This window comes from Myxococcus faecalis (genome assembly GCF_050039385.1).
GTDB lineage: Bacteria > Myxococcota > Myxococcia > Myxococcales > Myxococcaceae > Myxococcus > Myxococcus fulvus.
This window is the reverse complement of the sequence record NZ_CP144336.1, coordinates 5,709,703-5,731,160: the sequence shown is the minus strand read 5'-3', so window position 1 is coordinate 5,731,160 and position 21,458 is coordinate 5,709,703. Positions and strand designations below refer to the sequence as shown.

The following is a 21,458-nucleotide window of genomic DNA, read 5'->3' as shown; positions in this document are numbered from 1 at the left end:
GGGCGCCCCGGGCGCGAAGGGGCTGGGCAGACGCGGGGGCACCTCTCCGGGCAGGGGCGGGGAATCGAAGAGGCGCGGGGACAGGGGTGGCTCGCTCACGGGGATGCGCGAAGGAGGCTCTCACAGGTCCGGCGCTCCGGGGGCCCCTTCCCCCGGGGGCGGGCTCGCCGGCCCACTCCTCCGGGAGACAGGGGGACACGGGCGGTGAGACACGGGGCTTGCGCCATTGGGCACTGGTGGACAGAGGACGTGCGGGGTCCACGCCGGGTTCGACAGCCCGCAAACCAGCGTCTATGTCCTCCCTTGCATGGTGTCCGCTCCGCGAGAGGTGCTGCTGTTCACCCTGGCAGGTCAACGCTACGGCCTCCCCACCGAGGACGTGCGTGAGCTGGTGCGCGCCGTGCGCCTGACACCCCTGCCCCAAGCACCGGATGTCGTCGAGGGACTGCTCAACCTGCACGGCCAGCTGCTCCCCGTGCTCGACCTGCGCCGGCGCTTCCGGCACCCCGCCCGGCCCCTGTCCTCCTTCGACCACCTCATCATCGCCCAGGCCGGCCCCCGACAGGTCGCCCTGCGCGTGGACCGCGCCGAGGGCCTGCGGGTGGTCGCACCCGAGGAGTGGGACGAGACGCCCCGCGAGCTGCCCGGCGTCGGCTACGTCACCGGCGCCGCCAAGCTGGAGGACGGCCTGGTCCTGGTCCACGACCTGCGCGGGTTCCTCTCCGAGGCCGAGTCCCTGGCCCTGGACGCGGCGCTCGCGTCCTCGACGGAGCGTGCGTGAGGCAAGGGCCGTGGAGCCATCCGGGCTTTCCCGCCGTGCTCGCGCTCGTCGAGGAGCGCGCGGGGCTCGCTCCACCCTCCTGCCCCGCCTCCGCCGAGGAGGGCATCAGCCGCGCCATGGCTCGCGCCGGCGTCCGGGACTTCGAGACCTATCGCCTGCGCATCAGCGATGACGCGGCCGCGATGGACGACCTGCTCACCGAGCTCACCATCGGTGAAACGTACTTCTTCCGCACCCCCGAGCACTTCGAGCACCTGCGCCGCGTCGTGCTCCCCGGTCTGCGCGAGCGCCATGGACAGGACTACAGCGCGCGCCTGTGGAGCGCGGCGTGCTCGTCCGGCGAGGAGCCGTACTCGCTGGCGGCCCTGATGATGAACGAGGGCTGGGGCCAGCACATGACGGTGCTCGCCACGGACGTGTCGCGCACGGCGCTCGCTCGCGCACGGCGCGCGCACTACGGCGAGTGGTCCCTTCGGGGCCCCTGGGCCGAGCGGATGCGCGCGCACCTGCGCCCCGAGGGCCGCCAGTACATCCTGGCCCCCGAGGTGAAACAGCACGTGCGCTTCAGCTACCTGAACCTCGCGCTCGACACGTGGCCCTCGCCCGACTCCGGCATCTGGCGGCTGGATGTCGTGTTCTGTCGCAACGTCCTCATCTACTTCAACGACGCCACCATCGAGGCCGTGGCCCGCCGCCTCCATGCGTCGCTGACGGAGGGAGGGTGTCTGTTCACCGGTCCCTCGGACCCGCCGCTCGGGGGGCTGGCTCCGCTGGAGCCCGTGCTCACCGAGTGGGGCGTGTTCTATCGGCGGCTTCCTCCCGGCACCACCGTGGCCGTTCCCGATGGGGCGCCGTTCGGCGCGCACCCGGCGGGTGCGGCGCATGAGGGTCATGGGGCTCGGGCACCGCATGAAACGTGGCCGTCGCAGCCCGTGGGCGGCGCCTGGGCGCAGGGCTCGGGCGCTCATCCCGAGGCGGGTGGCGCGGGACAGGGTGGCGCGTTTCAGCGCGGGCCGGGCGCTCCGTACGATGCGGGCGCGTTTCAGCGCGAGCAGGGCTCTGCGCGCGATGCCGGCGCCGCGACAGGCGATGCCGGTGCGTTCCAGCGCGGGCCAGGCTCCGCGCAGGATGCCGGCTCCGCGGGCGCGTTGCCGGGTCAGGCGGGCGCAGTCAACCGCGGACCGGGCGCCTCGTCCGCGGCCACGGTTTCCGGTGCGAACCCGCAGGGCTCCGCGCCTCGTGGCCCCCACCCCCGGGTCCTCCATCCCGCGGAGCTGTCCACCGCGCGTCGCGCGCTGGAGCGCGGCGACTGGCGCGAGGCCGCGACACGGCTGGGCGCGCTGGACCCCGACCCGGACATCGCCACCACCGCCGTGCGCGCCATCGCCAACCTGGATGCCCAGGCCGCCCTCTATGTCAGCGCCGAGGCCGCCACCCGCCATCCGCTCGTGCCCGGCCTGCGCTACCTCGAAGCCCTCCTCCTCCTCGGCCAGGGCCGCCTCCCCGACGCCGAGCGCGCCGTCCGTCAAGCCCTCTACCTGGAGCCCACCCTCGCCGTCGCCTGGCTCGTCCTCGGACGCGTGCTGCGCCGGCTCGGCGACCTCCCCGGCGCCCGGAAGGCCCTGCGCGAGGCCGAGACGCTCTGCGAGGCCCTGCCCCCCGACACCGCCGTGCCACTCGCGGAGGGCGAGCGCGCACGTGAGCTGGCACGCGCCGCCCGCGACGAGCGCGTCCGCATGGAAGGCTCCTGATGCCGCACTCCAAGAACATCGACTGGACCGCCGTCCGGGCCCGGCTCGCCGAGCTGGAGTCCTCTCGCGAGGCCCAGGGCGACCTCACCCCCGAGGAGGAGGCCGCGCTGCTCGACGAGCGCGCCCGCGCCCTCGGCCGCCCCCTCACGCCCGACCTCGCCCCGGACACCCTGCGCGAGGTGGTGCGCTTTGGCGCCTCCGGCCAGACCTACGCCCTGGAGTCCCGGTTCGTGCTCGAGGTCGTCCGCTCCGCGGAGGTCATCCCCCTGCCCGGCGCCCCCGCCGCCCTGCGCGGCCTCACGCTGCTGCACGGGGAGGTGCTCCCCGTCGTCGAGCTGGCCCCGCTCTTCGGCCGCGCGCCGTCGAACGCCACCGGCCCCCTGCTCGTCGTGGGCACGCACCGGGCCGAGCTGGGCGTGCGCACCGAGGAAGTCCAGGAGGTCACCCAGGTGTCCAGCCTGGACCTGCTGCCCACCCCCGAGGCCCTCGTGGATACCGCCGGCGGTCTGGTGTTCGCGGCCGACAGGGATGGAACTCTCTTGCTGGAGGGCGACGCGTTGCTGAGTGACAGTCGCCTCGTGTTCGATTTGTCCGACGAAGGAGTCGTATGAACATCGGGAACCGCATCGCGGTCGGCTTCGGACTCTCATTGATGGTGCTGCTCATCCTGGCCGTCGTCGCGTTCCAGGGAGCCCGCCAGCTCAACGAGACCACCGAAGGCCTGCTCAAGGCCCACGAGAACTACAAGCTGGTGCGCGAGGTGCGCGCGCTCATCGTCGACGCGGAGACGGGACAGCGCGGCTTCCTGCTCACCGGCGAGGACTCCTACCTGGAGCCCTATCAGCAGGCGGTCGCCACGCTCCAGCAGGACATCAACCTGCTGCGCGACGCGATGGCGCCCTTCCGCCAGCAGCGCGACCGCATGGTGCGCCTGGAGCCGCTCATCACGGGGCGGCTGGCCCTGCTCGAGGAGGGCATCCGCCAGCGCCGCGACAAGGGCCTGGAGAACGCGCTGCCCATCGTCCGGGGGCACCGGGGCAAGGAGCTGATGGACCAGATTCGCGGCGTCATCAACGAGATGCTCGCCGAGGAGCAGGAGCGCTGGAAGGAGCACGCCGACGCCGCCCAGGCCGCCGCGCGGCAGATCATGTGGGTGCTCGCCATCTGCGCCGTGATGGGTCTGCTCATCGTCTCCGTGGGCAGCTACGTCATCACCCGCAGCATCACCGTGCCGCTGCGCCGGCTGATGCTGGGCGTGGAGCAGCTGGGCTCGGGGAAGCTGGCCCACCGCATCGACATCAAGGGCCGCGACGAGACGGCGGAGCTGGCGCGCGCCTTCAACGACATGGCCGAGCGCCGTCAGCAATCCGAGGCGCAGATCGCCCGGCAGTCCGAGCAGCGCGAGCACACGCTGCGCACCGTGGCGGAGTTCGTCAATCAGCTCGCGGGCGCCAGCTCGCAGATTCTCGCCAGCACCACCGAGCAGGTGGCTGGCGCCCAGGAGCAGGGCAGCGCGGTGACGGAGACGGTGAGCACCATCGAGGAGATCACCAAGACGTCCGAGGAGGCCGCCGGCCGCGCGCGCAACGTCAGCGACTCCGCGCGCCACGCCGAGGAGGTGGGCCGCTCCGGCCGTCGCTCCGTGGAGGAGGCCGTGTCCTCCATGGGCACCGTGCGCGAGCAGGTGGAGTCCATCGCCCAGCGCATCCTCGCGCTCGCCGAGCAGGCGCAGGCCATCGGCGACATCATCACCACCGTCAACGACATCTCCGAGCAGACGCACATGCTCGCGCTCAACGCCTCCATCGAGGCCAGCCGCGCGGGGGAGAACGGCCGGGGCTTCGCCGTCGTCGCCGCCGAGGTGAAGGCGCTGGCGGACCAGTCCAAGAAGGCCACCAGCCAGGTGCGGCAGATTCTCGGACAGATTCAGAAGGCCACGCACGGCGCGGTGATGACCACCGAGGAGGGCACCAAGAGCGTGGCCACCGCCACCCGCGTGGTGTCCGAGGCGGGCGCCACCATCCAGACGCTGTCGGACCTGCTCGCGCAGGCGTCGCTCACCGCCGCGCAGATCGCCGCCTCCGCCAACCAGCAGGCCACGGGCATCGCGCAGATCCGCCAGGCCATGCATGACGTCAACCAGGCCACGCAGCAGGGCCTGTTGTCGTCGCGCCAGACGGAGCGGGCCATGCAGGACATCAACGGCATGGGGCAGAAGCTCAAGGGTCTGCTCGAAGAGTACGGCCGCTGATGGACCGCGACAGGCTCGCACAGGCGTTGCTCGCCACGTTCCTCGAGGAGCTCGAGGGACATGTGACGTCGCTCAACCGCGACCTGCTCGCGCTGGAGCGGGAGCAGGGGACACCGCCCGCCACCGAGCGGGTGTCGGCGCTCCTGCGCACGCTGCACAGCGTGAAGGGCGCCGCGCGCGCGGCCAGCGCCCTGCTGGTGGAGACGGCCTGTCACCGGCTGGAGGAGGTGCTCGAGCCCTTGCGCGACCGGCGCACCGCGCCTCCGGAGCTGTATGAGCTGTGCTTCGCCGCCGTGGACGCGCTGGACGACGCGGGGCGGCGACTGGCTTCGCGGCAGGAGCTGACGGGCTCGCCGCTGGAGCTGCTGCTGCCGGACCTGGAGCGCGCGGCCCAGGACGCGGCGGCGCCGGCACGTCCCTCGGTGTCGGAGGGCTCGCGCACGAGCGGGAGCGTGGGCAACTCGGGGGCCGGCGGTGCGGCGTCCGCGCACGACGGGGGCGCCTCACGCGCGCCGGGTGCCAGCGGGCCTTCCTCCACGCGTGACGCGGGAGGTTCACGCGCTCCGGGTGCCGGCGGTGCGGAGTCCTCTCGCGACGGTGGAGGTTCACGCGCTCCGGGTGCCGGCGGTGCGGAGTCCTCTCGCGACGCTGGAGGTTCACGCGCTCCGGGTGCCGGCGGCGCGGAGTCCTCTCGCGACGGTGGAGGTTCACGCGCTCCGGGTGCCGGCGGCGCGGAGTCCTCTCGCGACGGTGGAGGTTCACGCGCTCCGGGTGCCGGCGGCGCGGAGTCCTCTCGCGACGGTGGAGGTTCACGCGCTCCGGGCGCCGGCGGTGCGGACGCCTCTCGTGACGCGGGGTCCTCTCGCGCTCCGGGCGCGGAGCCTTCGGAGGCCTCTTCCGGTGGCGCCGGCCTGGAGACGACGCTGCCGGTGCGCGTGTCCGCGCAGAAGCTGGACGCGCTCTTGTCGCGCAGCGGCGAGCTGCGGGTCGCCGCGCTGCGACTGGAGGGCCGCGCCGAGACGCTGGAGACGGTGCGCGAGGAACTCGCCCGCGTGCGCGACGCCGTGCGCGGCACCGACGGCGAGGCCGCGCTGCGCCGCGCGGAGACGGAGCTGGCGCGGGTGGCGCGCGAGCTGGCCGCGGACCAGCGCGCCCTCGGCGGCGTGGCCACCGGCATGGATGACGAGGTCCGCCGCGCGCGCACCCTGCCCTTCGTCGAAGGCTGCAGCGGGCTGGAGCGCGCCGCGCGCGACGTGGCCCGCTCCGAGGGCAAGAAGGTCCGCCTGGAGATCCAGGGCGGCGCGCTGGAGCTGGACCGCTCCCTGCTCCAGTCCCTGCGCGAGCCGATGCTGCACCTGGTCCGCAACGCCGTGGCGCACGGCCTGGAGTCCCCCGAGGAGCGCGAGCGCGCGGGCAAGCCCGAGGAGGGGCTCGTCACGCTGTCGGCGCGCCTGCGCGGCAGCCGCGTGGAGGTCACCGTGGAGGACGACGGGCGCGGCCTGGACCTCCAGGCGCTGCGCGCGCGCGCCCTCGAGCGGGGCATCGAGGTCCCCGAGGACGACGCGGACGCGGCGCGGCTCGCCTTCCACGCGGGCCTGTCCACCACGTCGCGGGTGACGGAGGTCGCCGGGCGCGGCGTGGGCCTGGACGTGGTGCGCACCCAGGTGGAGACGATGCGCGGCACGGTGGAGGTGGCCACCGAGCCGGGCAAGGGCGCGCGCTTCACGCTCGACGTGCCCCTCACGCTGAGCACCCTGCGGGTGCTGCTGGTGTCCACCGGAGGACAGACGCTGGCCCTGGCCAGCGAGGGCGTGGCCCGGCTGGTGCGGCTGGCGCCCGAGGAGGTGCGCGACGTGGAGGGCCGACCCACCTGGGTGGCCGAGGACGCGCTGGTGCCCCTGGCCTCGCTGTCGGACGTGCTGGGCCTGCCCGCAGGGCCTCCGCGTCAGCGCCGGGGAGCGGTGGTGCTGGCGGCCGGCACCGCGCGCGCCGCGCTGGTGGTGGACGAGGTGCTGGCCGAGCAGGAGGCCCTCGTCCGCGCGCTGGGCCCCCGGGTGCGCCGCGCGCGTCACGTGTCGGCGGCGGCGGTGCTGCCGGACGGACGGCTGTCCCTGCTGCTCAACCCCGCCTCGCTGGTGCGGGCCGCGGGGGGACGACCCTCCACGGCGCTGTTCCCCACCCCGGCGGCCCGGGCGGCGCGGCGGCGCATCCTCCTGGCGGACGACTCGCCCACCACGCGCGCGCTCGAGCAGAGCATCCTGGAGGGCGCCGGCTACGACGTGGTGGCGTGCGCGGACGGGGCCGAGGCCTGGGAGCGGCTGCAGACCGTCGGCGCCGAGGCGCTCGTGCTCGACGTGGAGATGCCGCGCATGGACGGCATCGCGCTCACCGAGGCCGTGCGTGCCTCCCCCCGCTTCTCGCGGCTGCCGGTGGTGCTGGTCACCGCCCGGGGCAAGCCCGAGGACAAGGCGCGCGGGCTGCAAGCGGGGGCCAGTGCCTATCTTGTGAAAAGCGCGTTCGACCCGACGAGCCTGCTGGAGACCCTGAGACGACTGCTATGAGGACTGAACCGTTGCGCATCGTGGTGGCCGAGGACTCGCCCACCGCCCGCCGGCTGCTGGTGGAAATCCTGCGCGCCGACCCCGCGCTGAGCGTGGTGGGCGAGGCGAAGGACGGCGTGGAGGCGGTGGAGCTGGCCCAGCGGCTGCGGCCCCACCTGGTGACGATGGACATCCAGATGCCGCGCATGGACGGCCTGGAGGCCACGCGCCGGATCATGACGGAGGTGCCCACCCCCGTCGTCGTCGTGTCCACGCTGGTGGAGCGCGACATCCAGACGTCCATGGCCGCGCTGCGCGCCGGCGCGCTCGCGGTGCTCCAGAAGCCCCTGGGCCCCGAGTCCCCGGACTTCGACGCGGAGAGCCGTCGACTGCGCGACACCCTGAAGGCCATGGCGGAGGTGAAGGTGGTGCGCCGCTGGCCGGACCGGGGCACCGCGCCCGTGCCGCCTCCTCCCGCCACGCCCGCGCCCCGCAAGTCGCCGCCGCGCACGGCGGTGGTGGCGCTGGCGGCGTCGACGGGAGGACCGGCCGCGCTGTTCCGGCTGCTGTCGGAGCTGCCCTCGGACTTCCCCTCGCCCGTGCTGGTGGTGCAGCACATCGCGCTCGGCTTCGGTCAGGGCCTGGCGTCCTGGCTGGCCACGGCGGGGCCCCTGCCCGTGCGAGTGGCGGAGGAGGGAGAGCTGCTCTTGCCCGGCCACGTCTACCTGGCGCCGGACGACCGACACCTCGGCATCCAGGACGGCCGCGCGCAGGTGTCCAAGGCGGCGCCCGTCAACGGCTTCCGCCCCTCGGCGACGTGGCTGTTCCGCTCGGTGGCCAGGGCGCATGGGGCGGAGTCGCTCGCGGTGGTGCTGACGGGCATGGGCCAGGACGGGCTGGAGGGGATTCGCGAGCTGCGCGAGGCGGGGGGCCGGGTGCTGGCGCAGGACGAGGAGTCCTCCGTCGTCTTCGGCATGCCGGGCGTGGTGGTGGGGGCGGGGCTGGCGGACGAGGTCGTCTCCCTGGCCTCGCTGCCCGCCCGACTGACGCTCGCCGTCCGGGCAGGCGCACAGTCGGGGTGAGCCATAATATCCGCTTGTTAAATCTTGGAGCCTGACTGGACACGGAGGAATGGTCTTCGTGTCGAGGGGTGTCAATATCCCATCAGGCCCATCCCCCCGTTCCAATGAGCACATCCCTGCCTTCCTTCCTGTCCGCCTTCATGGCGCTCCCCGACCCCGCCTACGTCCTGGACGCGGTGGGGCGACTCATGGCGACGAGCGCCTCGGGCGCACGGGCCTTCGGGCAGGGGCCCGAGGGGCTGGTGGGCCGGAGCTGGAGTGAGCTGGGCCTGCCGGTCGAGGACGCCGCGAGGCTGGAGTCCGCGCGAGCGCGGGCCTCGTCGCTGGGGGACAGCGTCACGGTGGAGCTGCCCTGGCCCATGGATTCGGGCCTGCGGCGGCACGCGCTGGTGCTCACCCCGCTGCCCGCGTCCGACAGCGAGCAGGGCCTGGTGCTGGTGACGGCGCGGCCGCTGACGGAGGCGGAGGCGGTGTACTCGCGCGCGCTGGAGCTGGAGCAGCTGGCGCGCGCGGAGGTGGAGCAGGCCGAGCGTCGACGCTCGTTCCTCTACCAGGCGATGACGACGCTGTTCACCCATCCGCCCGACCCGCACGGCATGTACACGCTGCTGGCGCACCTGGCGGTGCCGGACCTGGCGGACTGGTGTCTGGTGGACGCGCTGGAGCAGGGCAACTGGGTGTCGCGGGTCGCGGTGGCGTGCCTGGACCCGACGCAGCAGGAGCGCGCGGCGGCGCTGCCCCAGCGCATGGAGCGGCGCGACGACGCGCCCGTGGGGCTCTTGCGCGTCTTGCGCACCGGGGAGCCGGAGCTGGTGCCGGCGGTGACGGACTCGCTGCTGCGCGCGGCGGCGGCCGAGCCCGCGCACCCGGCGCTCCTGCGCACGCTGCAGGCGCGCTCGTACATGATCATCCCGCTGCGCGCGCGCGGGAACACGCTGGGCGCGGTGACGTTCGTGGCCTCGGGCTCGGGCCGGCGGTACGGGCCGGATGACCTGGCGCTGGCGGAGGACCTGTGCCTTCGCGCGAGCCTGGCCATCGACAACGCGCGGCTGGTGGGCGAGTCGCGCCGCGCGGCCCGGGCGCGTGAGGACCTGCTCGCGGTGGTGTCGCACGACCTGAAGAACCCGCTGGGCGTGGTGCAGCTGGGCTCGGCGCTGCTCTTGCGCGGGCCGGGCGCGCGGCCGGGCGGGGAGATGGTGGCCAAGCAGGCCACGCGCATCCAGGACGCGACGGACCGGATGTCGCGCCTCATCTCGGACCTGCTGGACTGGGGACGGCTGGAGGCGGGGGGGCTGCCGCTGGAGCTGGGCGAGCATTCCATGACGGCGCTCGTGACGGAGGCGATGGACGCCATCCGGCCGCTGGCCGAGGCCAAGGGGCTGCACCTGCACACGCGCTCCACCGAGGACGACGTGCGCGCGAAGTGCGACCGCACGCGGGTGCTCCAGGTGCTGGGCAACCTGCTGGGCAACGCGGTGAAGTTCACCCCGCCGGGGGGAGACCTGGAGGCGGGGGTGTCCGTGCGCAACGGCGAGGTGTGCATCCACGTGCGCGACACGGGCTCGGGCATCGACCCGGAGGCGCTGCCGCACATCTTCGACCGGTACTGGCAGGCGCGCGACGCGGCCAGCCGGGGCACGGGGCTGGGGCTGGCCATCGCCAAGGGGCTGGTGGAGGCGCACGGCGGCCACATCCACGCGCGCAGCACGAAGGGCGAGGGCAGCACCTTCTCCTTCACGCTGCCGCTGACGGGCGTGTCCACCGCGCCGCACTCCAGCGCGTCCCGCGCGCGACTGGACGCCTGAGACGGGGCGAGGACGGCTAGAGTCCTCGCCCGGTCATGCCCATCACCACGGAGCCGCTCCCCACCGCGTTCCTGCTCGCCGTCTGCGGCGCGCTGCTGGCGCTCAGCGTGTTGTTCAGCCGGGCGTCCGGCCGCTTCGGCATCCCCGTGGCGCTCTTGTTCCTGGGCGTGGGCATGGCGGCGGGCTCGGACGGCCCGGGCGGCATCGCCTTCGACAACTACGGCTTCGCGTTCCGGCTGGGCACGGTGGCGCTGGTGCTCATCCTGTTCGACGGCGGGCTCAACACGCCCCTGGCCGCCATCCACTCCGCGCTGAAGCCGGCGGCGGTGCTGGCGACGGTGGGCGTGGTGGCGACCGCGGCGCTGATGGGCGCGGCGGCGCACTTCATCTTCGGCTTCGGGTGGACGCAGTCCCTGCTGCTCGGCGCCATCGTGTCGTCCACGGACGCGGCGGCGGTGTTCTCCGTGCTGCGCGGCAGCGGGCTGCACCTGAAGCGGCGGGTGGGCACGACGCTGGAATTGGAGTCGGGGTTGAACGACCCGATGGCCGTCATCCTCACCACGGGCCTGACGCACACGCTGGCGAGCGGCAAGCCGCCGGGGTGGGACCTGGCGGTGGAGGCGGTGGTGCAGATGGTGGTGGGCGCGGGGCTGGGGCTCGCGATGGGCATGGGCGCGAGGCTCCTGCTCAAGCGCCTGCGGCTGCGCGTGGCGGGGCTGTACCCGGTGATGACGCTGGCGCTGGCGCTGCTGTCCTTCGGCCTGCCCACGCTGCTGCACGGCAGCGGCTTTCTGGCGGTGTACGTGGTGGGCATCGCGCTGGGCAACGAGAGCATCCGCTACCGCACGGGCCTGCTGCGCGTGCACGACGCGCTGGCGTGGCTGTCGCAGGTATTGATGTTCCTGGTGCTCGGGTTGCTGGTGTATCCGCGCAACCTGGTGGAGGTGGCGTGGGAGGGGCTGGGGTTGGGCCTGGTGCTCGCGTTCCTGGCGCGGCCGCTGGCGGTGTTCCTGTGCCTGCTGCCGTTCCGCTTCCCCTTCGGGGAGATGGTCTACACGGGCTGGGTGGGGTTGAGGGGCGCGGTGCCCATCATCCTGGCGACGTTCCCGGTGCTGGCGAACGCGCCGGGCTCGCGGGACATCTTCAACATCGTGTTCTTCATCGTGGTGGTGAACGGGCTCATCCCCGGGGCGACGGTGCCGTGGGTGACGAAGAAGCTGGGCCTGGCGGCCAACGTGCCCGAGCCGCCCCAGGCGGTGCTGGAGATTGCGTCCACGCAGCTGCTCAAGGGGGAGCTGAGCTCGTTCTACATCGACAAGGCGTCGGCGGTGGCGGGCGAGCGGCTGGCGGACCTGCCCTTCCCGCCGGGCTCGGCGGCGATGCTGCTGGTGCGTGGGCAGGAGCTGCTCGCGCCCAAGGGCGACACCGTGTTCCAGCCCGGTGACCACGTGTATGTCTTCGGCCACGCGGAGGACCTGCCGCTGTTGCGCCTGCTCTTCGGGCAGCAGGAGGACGAGTAGGCGCGCGTGCGCTGGGCCCGGCCGGAGCGCCGATGCTTTGCCGTCGAATCATCGGCGTGCCGCCGTGGCTGTGATTGCTCGTCCCAGGCGTCCGTGACAGGAAGCGGGTTCATGTCCTTCCTGCATCAGGCGCTGGTGTTCCTGGCGGCCGCGGTGGTGTCCGTCCCGCTGTTCAAGCGGCTCGGCCTGGGCTCGGTGCTGGGCTACCTCGTCGCGGGCGCCGTCATCGGCCCCTCGGGCGCGAAGCTCATCGGCGACGTGCAGAACGTGCTCCACTTCTCCGAGCTGGGCGTGGTGCTGCTGCTGTTCGTCATCGGCCTGGAGCTGCAACCCTCCCGCCTCTGGAGCCTGCGCCACTCCGTCTTCGGCATCGGCGGCGCCCAGGTCGTCGTCACCGGCGCCCTGCTCGCGAGCGTCTGCTGGCTGTTCGGCCTGTCCCCCGGGGCGTCCATCATCGCGGGCTTCGGCCTGTCGCTCTCCTCCACCGCCTTCGCCCTCCAGCTGCTCGCCGAGCGCAACCAGCTCACCACCGGCTACGGACGCCTCGCCTTCGGCATCCTCCTGTTCCAGGACCTGGCCGTCATCCCGCTGCTCGCGCTGCTGCCCCTGCTGGGCCACGCGAGCACCGCGTCACCCGAGCCCGGCTGGCTCACCGGCCTCAAGGTCGTGGCCGTGCTCACGGGCGTGGTGCTCGCGGGCCGCTTCCTCTTGCGCCCCCTCTTCCGCGCCGTGGCCTCGTTCCACAGCCAGGAGCTGTTCACCGCCACCGCGCTGCTCGTCGTCGTGGGCACCGCCGCCCTGCTCCATGCCGTGGGCCTGTCCATGGCGCTCGGCGCGTTCCTCGCCGGCGTGCTCCTGTCCGAGTCCGAGTACCGCCACGAGCTGGAGGCCGACATCGAGCCCTTCAAGGGCCTGCTGCTCGGCCTGTTCTTCATCGCCGTGGGCATGAGCGTCAACCTGCGCCTCATCGTCGAGCAGCCCGTGCTCGTCACCGCCCTCGTCCTGGGGCTGGTGGCCCTCAAGGGCGCCGTGCTCTACGGCCTGGGCCGCTTCAGCCTCAAGCAGAACGAGCCCTCGCTCAGCCTGGGCGTCGTCATCTCCCAGGGCGGTGAGTTCGCCTTCGTGCTCTTCGCGCTCGCCGTGTCCTTCCACGTCATGAGCGCCCAGGAGGCGGACCTGCTCGTCGTCGTCGTGGGCCTGTCCATGGCCACCACCCCCATGCTCTACGCGGCCTACGAGCGCTACGTCCGCCCCCGCTTCCAGAAGAAGGCCCAGACGCGCGAGTTCGACGTGGCGCCCCAGGAGGACCACCCCGTCATCATCGCCGGCTTCGGCCGCGTGGGTCAGGTGGTGGGCCGGCTCCTGCGCGCCAAGCGCATCGGGTTCACCGCCATCGACGCGAGCCCCGAGCACATCGACTTCATGAAGCGCTTCGGCAGCCAGGTGTTCTACGGCGACGCGTCCCGGCTGGACCTGCTGCGCGCCGCCCGCGCCGACAAGGCCCGCGTCTTCGTGCTCGCCATCGACGACATGGAGGCGTCCCTGCGCACCGCGAAGACGGTGAAGGAGCACTTCCCCCACCTGGTCATCTTCGCGCGCGCCCGCAACCGCGTGCACGCCTACCAGCTGCTGGACCTGGGCATCGAGCACGTCATGCGGGAGACGTTCGCCGGCAGCATGGAGCTGGGCGGCGACATCCTCCAGACGATGGGGCTCACCTTCTCCGAGAGCCACCGCGTCATGGAGCGCCTGCGAGAGCACGACGAGAAGCTCCTGCGCGAGACGGCCCGCTTCCACCGCGACGAGGCGAAGCTGGTGGAGGCCGCCGCCCGCGCCCGCAAGGAGCTGGAGCGCCTCTTCGAAGAGGACGACGCCGAGCAGAAGAAGTCCGCCTGAGCCCGGGGACGGGGCGACGCCGCGGCGTCTTGCCTGGACGAAGGCGCGTTCACGGAGGACGCGCCTGCGCGCCACCACGCGGCGCATCACCCACCCCACACCCTCCGACGCAGGGCTGGTTCACGCATTGCACGACCCGCGCCTCCACCCCTTCGGAGGTACGGCCGCATGCACGGACTCAACAAGAGGTTCAACGCAGACCCGATGGCCTTCTTGAACCGGTTCATCCTGGTCACGCTTCCGGCGCAGCCCTGTCCCACGTGCCATTGCGTGATGGACCTGGGGCAAGGCAACTGGGCTGGCAACAACGTCTATGCGCGCCCGGAGCCCATGGTGCTCACGTTCGACTTCGTCGCGGGCGCCTTCGCCGGCAACATCCCCGCGGGGCAGACCTTCGACATGGCCCTGGGGGCCGCGGCGCCCGCCGGTCTGGCCTTCGACAACCCGGCCGCCAACTACGCGGCGCTGCAGGTGATGAAGGTCGGGCTCGCCCGGGTCGCGAACCCGGTGGGATGGATGACCCGTCAGTACCAGGCCTATTGGTTGCCCTGGGCGACCGCTGGAGCGAACGAGCTCCATCTGAATGACCCGAACGTCCGGTTCTTCTTCACGGCCATGTTCAGCGGCTGCACGTTCTGCGTCGCCACGCCCGCGGGCGCCAACGGGCCCGCCAACGTCTGGGTGACACACATCGCCTGGAACCCTGGCGCCAACGCACCGGCGGCCTGGGGCGGGGCGCCGCTCGCGGGCGGCAACGTGGATGCGCAGCGACTCAGCGCGGAGCGCGCCTTCTACACGACGCGCATGGGCGCGGGCACCCACGTGCGCTCGGTGGCCCTGCGGCCGGATCCCCTGCCCGCCTTCGGCGTCGTGCCCCCCGTTCCCGCCGCCCCCATCCCCCTGGTCAACGGCCCGCTGCCCGTGGGGCATCAACGGTACTGCTACGGCGCCAACCCCGCGCTCGTCCCCAACCCGGGCATCGCCTTCATCGCCGGGTGGCGGGACGCCCAATCCCACTGGCACTTCGCGGTGCAGAAGCACCCCGGCGGCTTCAACGCGCTGGGAGCGCCGGTGCAGCGGGCCGCGCACCTGGTCTCTCCGCAGGGCGTGCAGCAGTTCGTCTGAGGCAGCCTCGCGCGGCCCATCCCGGGTGCTCCCGGACAGCGCCCCTCATCACGTCCGACCTGGACTGACCCACCTCCCTGGGATTCCGGACTCCAGACGAAAACACCACATCCCAGACCCACCCCGTTTCCCGGGTTATCTGAACCCGCATTCACCCCGGGCGCATCCGGCCGGCCGAATTGCAGTCACGCTGCAAGAACCGGCCGTCCGGAACGGCAGGCAGGGACCTGGAGCGCACCGAGCGAGGAAGGAGCAGCGGGGGCCGCTCGCGCCAGACACGGAGCGGAGTATGGTTCTGCCCGGATGCGTTTCGGCCTCACCGCAGCACTCAAGCCCACCCCCTTCCGTGCCTCGGCCCACGCGGAAGCGCGGGGATGCCACGCGCTGACGACGTCACCCCGTGCGCGGGGGACGGCCGCCGCGCCATGCCGCCCCTTTGCGCGGAGCACCTTCTCGACGAGGAGCCCGGAGAATCCCGAGGCAGCCTGTCCTCCCTCCTGACACGGCCCCGCCTCCGCTCCTCGACCTCCAGCTCCTCCCGCGAAAACCCACGACGCATGCCCTCCACCCCCGCCAAGAAGCGCCCGCGATCCCCGGCCCCGGCCCTCCCCTCCGAGGCGTCGGCCGGCGTACCGCTGCATGCGCTCCTGGAGGGACTGCCGGATGCGTTCTTCACGCTCGACGCCGGCTGGCGCTTCACCTACCTGAGCCCGCGCATGGCGGAGCTGTTGGAGGGCTCCGCCACGGTCGGCGACGACGTGCGCCGCGCGTGCCCCCAGCTGCTGGATTTGCGCCGCCACCTGCGCTTCGAGCAGCCCGCCACCCAGCAGCCCGCCACGCGCTTCGAGCACGGCTGGCCGGAGCGGGACTCGACGTTCGACGTGCGCGCGCGCGTGGTGCCCGGGGGGCTGTTGGTCCACTGCCGGGACATCAGCGGGGAGAAGCGCGCGAAGGAGGAGCTGCGCCGCGCCAGCGAGGTGTTCCGCGCCATCCACGAGGGGACGACGGACTCCGTCTACACGAAGGATTTGGAGGGCCGCTACCAGCTCATCAACGCCTCGGGCGCGCGCGCGGTGGGCTACGAGGTGGAGCAGATGGTGGGCCGCACGGACCACGAGCTGTTCGCGCCCGAGGTCGCCCGCGTCAACGCCGCCAACGACCGGGAGGTGCTCGCCTTCGGCCGCACCGTCACGTACGAGGACGCGCAGCCGGGCGTGGAGGGCCCGCGCGTGTGGCTGAGCACCAAGGGCGTGCTGCGCGACGGTGACGGCAAGGTGGTGGGGCTGTTCGGCATCAGCCGCGACATCACCCAGCGCAAGTGGGCCGAGGAGGAGGCGCGCCGCCACTCCGAGTTCCAGGAGCAGCTGATGGGCATCGTCAGCCACGACATCAGGAGCCCCCTGGGCGCCATCATGAACTGGTCGCGCGTCATGGCCGAGTCCGGCACCGCCGAGGACGCGCGGCGCACCAGCCAGCGCATCGCCACCGCGGCGGTGCGAATCGAGCGGCTCACGCGCCTGCTGCTCGACTTCACGCGCACCCGGCTGATGGGCGGCGTGGCGATTGAACCCAGGCCCATGGACTTGAAGGACCTGGCGCTGCGCGTGGCGCACGAGTTCCGCGTGGCCTACCCCGAGCGCGTCATCGAGGTGGAGCACAAGGGCAACACGCAGGGCATGTGGGACCCGGACCGGCTGGGGCAGGTGGCCAGCAACCTGCTGGAGAACGCGCTGAAGTTCGGCCCCTCGGACACGCCGGTGAAGCTGGAGGTCCGGGCCACGCGCGGCAACAAGGTGGTGCTGGAGGTGCACAACGGCGGGCGGCCCATCCCCGCGCACCTGCTGCCGCACCTGTTCGAGCCCTTCCGCAGCGGCCCGCAGACGACGCGCACGCTGAAGATGAGCTACGGGCTGGGGCTCTACATCGTGCGGGAGATCGTCCAGGCGCACGGCGGGGGCATCGAGGTCAGCTCCACCGAGGAGGACGGCACGTCCTTCACCGTGACGCTGCCGCGCCGCTCGCTGCCCGCCCGGCCCCAGGCTCAGTCTCCGCGGGTGCCGCGCTCCGAGCCCAGGTAGCGGTTGAGCAGCGCCGCCAGCTCCGAGCCCGCGAAGGGCTTGGTGAGGTAGTCGGTGCAGCCGCTGTCGAAGCCCGCCTGCACGCTCGCGGGCTCCATGCGCGTGCTGCACAGGATGATGGGCGTGTGGCGCGTGGGCTCGCGCTCGCGCAGCGCGCGGCAGGTCTGCAGGCCATCCAGGTGCGGCATGTGGATGTCCAGCACGACGAGGTCCGGCGCCTCCACCTCCACGCGCGCCAGCGCCTCCAGCCCGTCGCGGGCGATGAGCGTCTCGTAGCCGCGCTCCACCATCATCATCTGGTGGAGCATCAACACCGTGTGCGAGTCGTCGACGAGCAGGACCTTCTTGCGCCGCATGACGTCTCCTCGAGGGGACCAGGGCTCACGCGGGGGACGTGGCCTGGCAGAGCTGACGAAGGTGCATCAGGCGCGGAGGGCCCATGCCCAGGAAGCGCACCCCCATGCCGTGGGGCGCGCACAGGCTCTCGCGCTGCGCGCAGGGGTTGGCCCACGCCACCACGCCGTGGGACTCCAGCCGCTCACCCGTGGTGGGCAGGTGCAGCCGCAGCGTCACCGCCGCGCCGGGGCGCGCCGGCACCAGCGTGCGCACGAAGAGGCCCGCGGGGCTCATCGCGAAGGACACGCCCGACGTCCAGGGAGCGGCCTTGCTCTCGCCCTCCGCGAACTCCACCGGACAGCAGAAGGGCACCCGCTCCTCCACCCGGAGCGACGCGCCGTCGCGGCCCAGGAGCGTGTGCACGCGCGGCAGGAGCGCCCCCGCCCGCGCGCACTCCGCGGGCGTCACCGACAAGGTCGGCACTCCGTCCAGGAGCGCGCGCGCCGTGGCGCTCGCGCGGGCCCACACCCCACCCCAGGCGCCGTCACCCGCGACGACGAGCAGGTGGGGCCGGGCGCCGTGCTCCTCCACGCGCGAGGCGGCGCCCTCCACGGTGGCGCTGTACAGCAGGTGATGGCCACAGGCCTCCAGCAGCGAGCCCAGCCCCGTCCACGTGCGCGCGCCGCCCGCGCCCGCGAGCAGCACCACGCGCGGGCTGTAGCGCTCGCTCGCGGGGGCTGCGGGGCTCTTGCCCAGCAGCGCGGACAGCCGGGCGCGCACGGCCGCCTCGCTCACCGGCGTCACCAGGCAGTCCTCGATGCCCTCGGCGTCCGCCGCCTCCAGCACCTCCGCGGGCGTCTCCGGCTCGGCCACCAGCACCAGCGGCGCGCCGGACGCGCCCACGCGCGCCTTCAGCCCCCCCAGCCCTCCAGGGCCGCGCTCACGCACGTGCCGCCAGTGGACCAGCACCAGCCGGGGCCGGGCTCGCGAGGAGGGCTCACCCGCCACTCCACCCGCGACGGCCGCCTGCACCGGCTCACACCCCAGCGCCCGGGCGGCGCGCGACAGACACAGCCACGCCTCGCCCACCACGCCCACCCACAGCACACGAGGCGCCCCGGGCGTCTCGCCAATGACGGGCCGGACCGGGCCTGAGGCCATCCTCATGCGGATTCTCCGTGTCTGGTTCCCCCCCGCCCCGCCACTCGCGTTGTTGGCGAGATATGGGAAACAGCCACACGGTGAATACTCCCCCTGGTCGGATTCCAGGGAGAGGTGAGGAATACAGGACAGAGAGAATCAGCCCGACCTTTCGGTGCGGGCGACGTCAGACGCGGGCGACGTTCACTCCGGAGTCCACCGCCTGCAGCTCGTCGCCGAAGGACACGTCCACGGCGCCGCCCTGGGGCGGGTCATAGGGCGCGCGGCCGACCTGGGTGGTGCCGAAGCGGGGGAACAGCGGCGCCAGCACGTAGGAGCGGAAGCACCAGCCGAAGAAGCTCACCGGCTTGAGCCGGGGGTCGATGGAGGCGGCAATCTTCGCGTGCGCCTCCGGCAACAGGCTCCAGTGCAACCCCGGCGTCTCGTGGTGCACCGCGTGCAGCCCGTTGTTGAAGAGGAAGAAGTTGATGAGGCGGCCGGTGAAGCTGCGGCTGTGGTCGTGCTCGCTCCAGGGGTCCGCGTGGACGTGCTGGATGTAGTTGAAGAACATGATGGTCCACAGCGAGAAGACCGCCGGAATCAGGAACGCGAAGGCCCAGACGCGCAGGCCACCACCGATGCCGTGCAGAGAGATGGCGAGCGCGACGAGCGCCGCGTGGGTGCCGCCCCAGACGACGTACTGGAGGACAATCTGGCGGAACAGGGCGGGGTTGCGCGCGCGGGCCTTGTCGATGAAGGCCTTGGTGGGCTCCTGCTGCCAGTAGGTGGAGACGAAGGGGAAGAAGAAGGCGACGAGGAAGTTGTGCTTCTTCGAGTAGCGCCAGGTGATGGTGGCGTCGCCCGCCTTGTTCACGAACTTGTGGTGGTTCAGGTTGTGCGTCGGAATCCACACGAAGGTCGGGTAGCCGTAGAACAGCGACAGCCACATGCCCATCGCCTCGTTCATCTTCCGGTTGCGGAAGGTGGGGCAGTGATTGTGGTTGTGGGCGATGACACCCGCCGACAGCGCCAGGTAGCACGCCAGCGGGCACAGGTAGGGGATGAGCCCGGGGTCCCAGAACATCGTGAGGGCCACCACGGGCATCGCCAGGCACCAGAGGAGGGTGCGGATGTCGGCGCTGTAACGGAGCATGGCGCGCAGTGTGCCTTACGCCACAGTGAAGGCCCAAATCTATCGCTCGCCCTCCAGCGGGGCCTCCCTCTCCCCCTCGCCGTGTAGGAGAGCGGGCGACGCTCTCCCCACCCTCGCTTCCAGGGATTTCAGTGCAGGTGCGAGCGCAGGAGCTCCACCATGCCGCCCAGGGGCGCGCTCGCGGTGGCCAGGCCCGCATCGTCGACGGCGCGGGGCATGCCGTAGACGACGCAGGAGCTCTCCGACTCGGTGAGCACCACGCCGCCCGCCTCGCGGATGGCGCGCGCGCCGTCGCGGCCGTCGTCTCCCATTCCGGTGAGCACCACGCCCACCGTGTCCTTGCCCCAGACGCGGGCGGCGCTCTGGAAGAGCACGTCCACGGAGGGGTGGTGGGGCATGCGCAGGGGGTGACGGTCCAGGCGCACCAGGCTGAGCGCGCCGTGACGCTCCACCTTGAGGTGCTGGCCGGCGCGGGCGAGCACGACGCGCCCGGGGAACAGCTCCATGCCGTCCTCCGCCTCGCGCACCTCCAGCGGACACAGCGCGTCCAGCCGCCGCGCCACCGCCTCCGTGTAGCCGGGGGGGATGTGCAGCGCGAGCGCCATGGGCGCGGGGAAGTCCGCGGGCAGCTCCGACAGCAGCTTCGTCAGGGCCTGCGGGCCGCCGGTGGAGGTCCCCACCACCACCAGCTGCCGGGCGGCCGGGAGCGCGTCCGGGGACGCGAAGGACGAGGGGGCCACGGGAGAGGACACGGGGCGCCGGGCGGCGCGGGCCGCGATGCGCACCTTCTCCACCAGCTCCGCGCCCAGCTCGTAGAGCCGGTCCGTGGCCAGCGCGGTGGGCTTGTGCACCAGCTCCACCGCGCCGTTCTGGAGGGCCGCCACCGCCAGCTCGCTCTCCTCGCCCGCGCTGCTGACCACGACGACGCGGGGGGCGCGCTCCATGGAGGACAGGGCGCGCAGCACGCCCAGCCCGTCCAGGTTGGGCATCACCAGGTCCAGGGTGAGCACGTCCGGCGACAGCTCCGCCACCTTCTCCAGCGCGTCCAGGCCGTCCCGGGCGGTGTCCACCACCTGGAGGTCGGCCGCGTTGGACAGCACCTGCTTGAGCACCTTGCGCGCGAAGGCCGAGTCGTCAACCACCAGCACGCGGATGGGGGCCGGGGTCATGATGCGTCCGCCTTGTTGTAGAAGAAGACGCCCCGGCGCTCCTCGCAGCAGAGCGCGGTGCCGAAGCGCATGAGCGACTCGGAGGTGCCCACCAGCAGCTGGCCGTGGGGCTTGAGCGCGCCCGCCAGCGACTCCACCACCCGGCGCGCCGTGTCGTCCTGGAAGTAGATGAGCACGTTGCGGCAGAGGATGGCGTCGAAGGCGCCCAGCCGCGCCACCGCGGCCTCGTCCACCAGGTTGACGCGCATCCACTGCACCCTGTCCACCAGCTCCGGCTTCACCCGCACGCGCCCCTCCACGCCGCGCTCCAGCCAGCGCCCCTCCACGCCCGGAGGCAGCGCGCGCAGAGAGCGCAGGTTGTGGTCCCCCGAGCGCGCGCGCTCCAGGACCCGCGGGCTCAGGTCGCTGGCGACGATTTCCACGCCGGCCAGCGCGCCGCGGTCCGCCAGCATCATGGCCAGCGTCAGGGGCTCCTCGCCGGTGGAGCACGCCGCGCACCAGACGCGCGGCTTGCGCCCCTGCTTCGCCAGGGGCACCAGCACGTCCTCCACCAGCACCTGCAGGGGCTGGGCCTCGCGGAAGAAGTACGTCTCGTGGACCAGCAGCGAGTCCACCAGCGCGTCCAGCGCCTCGGCGCCCGCCGGGTCGTAGCGAAGGAAGTAGTAGTAGTCGAGCAGCGAGTCGAACCCCGCCTCCAGCGCGCGGTCCGACACCTTGTCCGCCATCAACTCCCGGTCCTCGGGCGAGTAGTGCAGCCCGGCGCGCTGCTCGATGAGCGACGCGAGGATGGCGAACACCTGGGGCGACATCGGCAACGAGGGCATGGCGTCC

The 21,458-nt window shown here is 72.7% G+C and carries 16 protein-coding genes; 11 read left to right on the top strand and 5 right to left on the bottom strand.

Going from position 1 to position 21,458, the window contains the following annotated elements:
• Positions 1-307: 307 nt before the first annotated feature.
• The 11 genes from VZQ01_RS22960 (at position 308) to VZQ01_RS22910 (ending at position 16,829) form a co-directional block, all read left to right on the top strand.
• Complete coding sequence (locus VZQ01_RS22960) at positions 308-781, top strand: chemotaxis protein CheW (protein WP_141332646.1); 474 nt, start codon at positions 308-310, stop codon at positions 779-781.
• Positions 778-2,532, top strand: coding sequence for a CheR family methyltransferase (locus VZQ01_RS22955; RefSeq protein ID WP_426744517.1), 1,755 nt, complete (start codon positions 778-780; stop codon positions 2,530-2,532). Before VZQ01_RS22960 ends, VZQ01_RS22955 begins: the two co-directional genes overlap by 4 nt.
• Positions 2,532-3,143, top strand: a complete 612-nt coding sequence (locus tag VZQ01_RS22950; RefSeq protein WP_426744515.1) for a chemotaxis protein CheW — start codon at positions 2,532-2,534, stop codon at positions 3,141-3,143. Before VZQ01_RS22955 ends, VZQ01_RS22950 begins: the two co-directional genes overlap by 1 nt.
• Positions 3,140-4,783, top strand: coding sequence for a methyl-accepting chemotaxis protein (locus VZQ01_RS22945; protein ID WP_223783945.1), 1,644 nt, complete (start codon positions 3,140-3,142; stop codon positions 4,781-4,783). Before VZQ01_RS22950 ends, VZQ01_RS22945 begins: the two co-directional genes overlap by 4 nt.
• Positions 4,783-7,344, top strand: a complete 2,562-nt coding sequence (locus VZQ01_RS22940) for a hybrid sensor histidine kinase/response regulator (protein ID WP_426744513.1) — start codon at positions 4,783-4,785, stop codon at positions 7,342-7,344. Before VZQ01_RS22945 ends, VZQ01_RS22940 begins: the two co-directional genes overlap by 1 nt.
• Positions 7,341-8,405, top strand: coding sequence for a chemotaxis-specific protein-glutamate methyltransferase CheB (gene cheB, locus VZQ01_RS22935; protein WP_223751897.1), 1,065 nt, complete (start codon positions 7,341-7,343; stop codon positions 8,403-8,405). Before VZQ01_RS22940 ends, cheB (VZQ01_RS22935) begins: the two co-directional genes overlap by 4 nt.
• Positions 8,406-8,509: 104 nt before the next feature.
• Positions 8,510-10,210, top strand: a complete 1,701-nt coding sequence (locus VZQ01_RS22930) for an ATP-binding protein (RefSeq protein WP_426744511.1) — start codon at positions 8,510-8,512, stop codon at positions 10,208-10,210.
• A 35-nt stretch (positions 10,211-10,245) separates the two neighbouring features.
• Positions 10,246-11,730, top strand: a complete 1,485-nt coding sequence (locus VZQ01_RS22925) for a potassium/proton antiporter (protein WP_223751899.1) — start codon at positions 10,246-10,248, stop codon at positions 11,728-11,730.
• A 111-nt stretch (positions 11,731-11,841) separates the two neighbouring features.
• On the top strand, positions 11,842-13,626 hold the full coding sequence (locus tag VZQ01_RS22920; RefSeq protein ID WP_426744509.1) for a monovalent cation:proton antiporter-2 (CPA2) family protein: 1,785 nt from the start codon (positions 11,842-11,844) through the stop codon (positions 13,624-13,626).
• A 168-nt stretch (positions 13,627-13,794) separates the two neighbouring features.
• The gene (locus tag VZQ01_RS22915; RefSeq protein WP_426735112.1) at positions 13,795-14,751 is read left to right on the top strand and encodes a hypothetical protein; all 957 of its coding nucleotides are present in this window, start codon (positions 13,795-13,797) and stop codon (positions 14,749-14,751) included.
• A 557-nt stretch (positions 14,752-15,308) separates the two neighbouring features.
• The gene (locus VZQ01_RS22910; protein ID WP_267699061.1) at positions 15,309-16,829 is read left to right on the top strand and encodes a PAS domain-containing sensor histidine kinase; all 1,521 of its coding nucleotides are present in this window, start codon (positions 15,309-15,311) and stop codon (positions 16,827-16,829) included.
• On the opposite strand, the gene VZQ01_RS22905 is transcribed toward VZQ01_RS22910, so the two are convergent.
• The 5 genes from VZQ01_RS22905 to VZQ01_RS22885 form a co-directional block, all read right to left on the bottom strand.
• Positions 16,793-17,185, bottom strand: a complete 393-nt coding sequence (locus VZQ01_RS22905; RefSeq protein ID WP_141330647.1) for a response regulator — start codon at positions 17,183-17,185, stop codon at positions 16,793-16,795. The genes VZQ01_RS22910 and VZQ01_RS22905 overlap by 37 nt on opposite strands.
• Positions 17,186-17,210: 25 nt before the next feature.
• A complete protein-coding gene (locus VZQ01_RS22900) occupies positions 17,211-18,332 on the bottom strand; it encodes a PilZ domain-containing protein (protein ID WP_223751902.1) in 1,122 nt (373 codons plus the stop codon).
• Between the two features lie 160 nt (positions 18,333-18,492).
• Entirely contained in the window at positions 18,493-19,458 is a 966-nt protein-coding gene (locus VZQ01_RS22895; protein ID WP_426744506.1) for a fatty acid desaturase family protein, read from the bottom strand.
• Between the two features lie 128 nt (positions 19,459-19,586).
• Entirely contained in the window at positions 19,587-20,627 is a 1,041-nt protein-coding gene (gene cheB, locus VZQ01_RS22890) for a chemotaxis-specific protein-glutamate methyltransferase CheB (RefSeq protein ID WP_426744504.1), read from the bottom strand.
• Positions 20,624-21,451, bottom strand: a complete 828-nt coding sequence (locus VZQ01_RS22885; protein WP_426744502.1) for a CheR family methyltransferase — start codon at positions 21,449-21,451, stop codon at positions 20,624-20,626. Before VZQ01_RS22885 ends, cheB (VZQ01_RS22890) begins: the two co-directional genes overlap by 4 nt.
• Between the last annotated feature and the right edge of the window lie 7 nt (positions 21,452-21,458).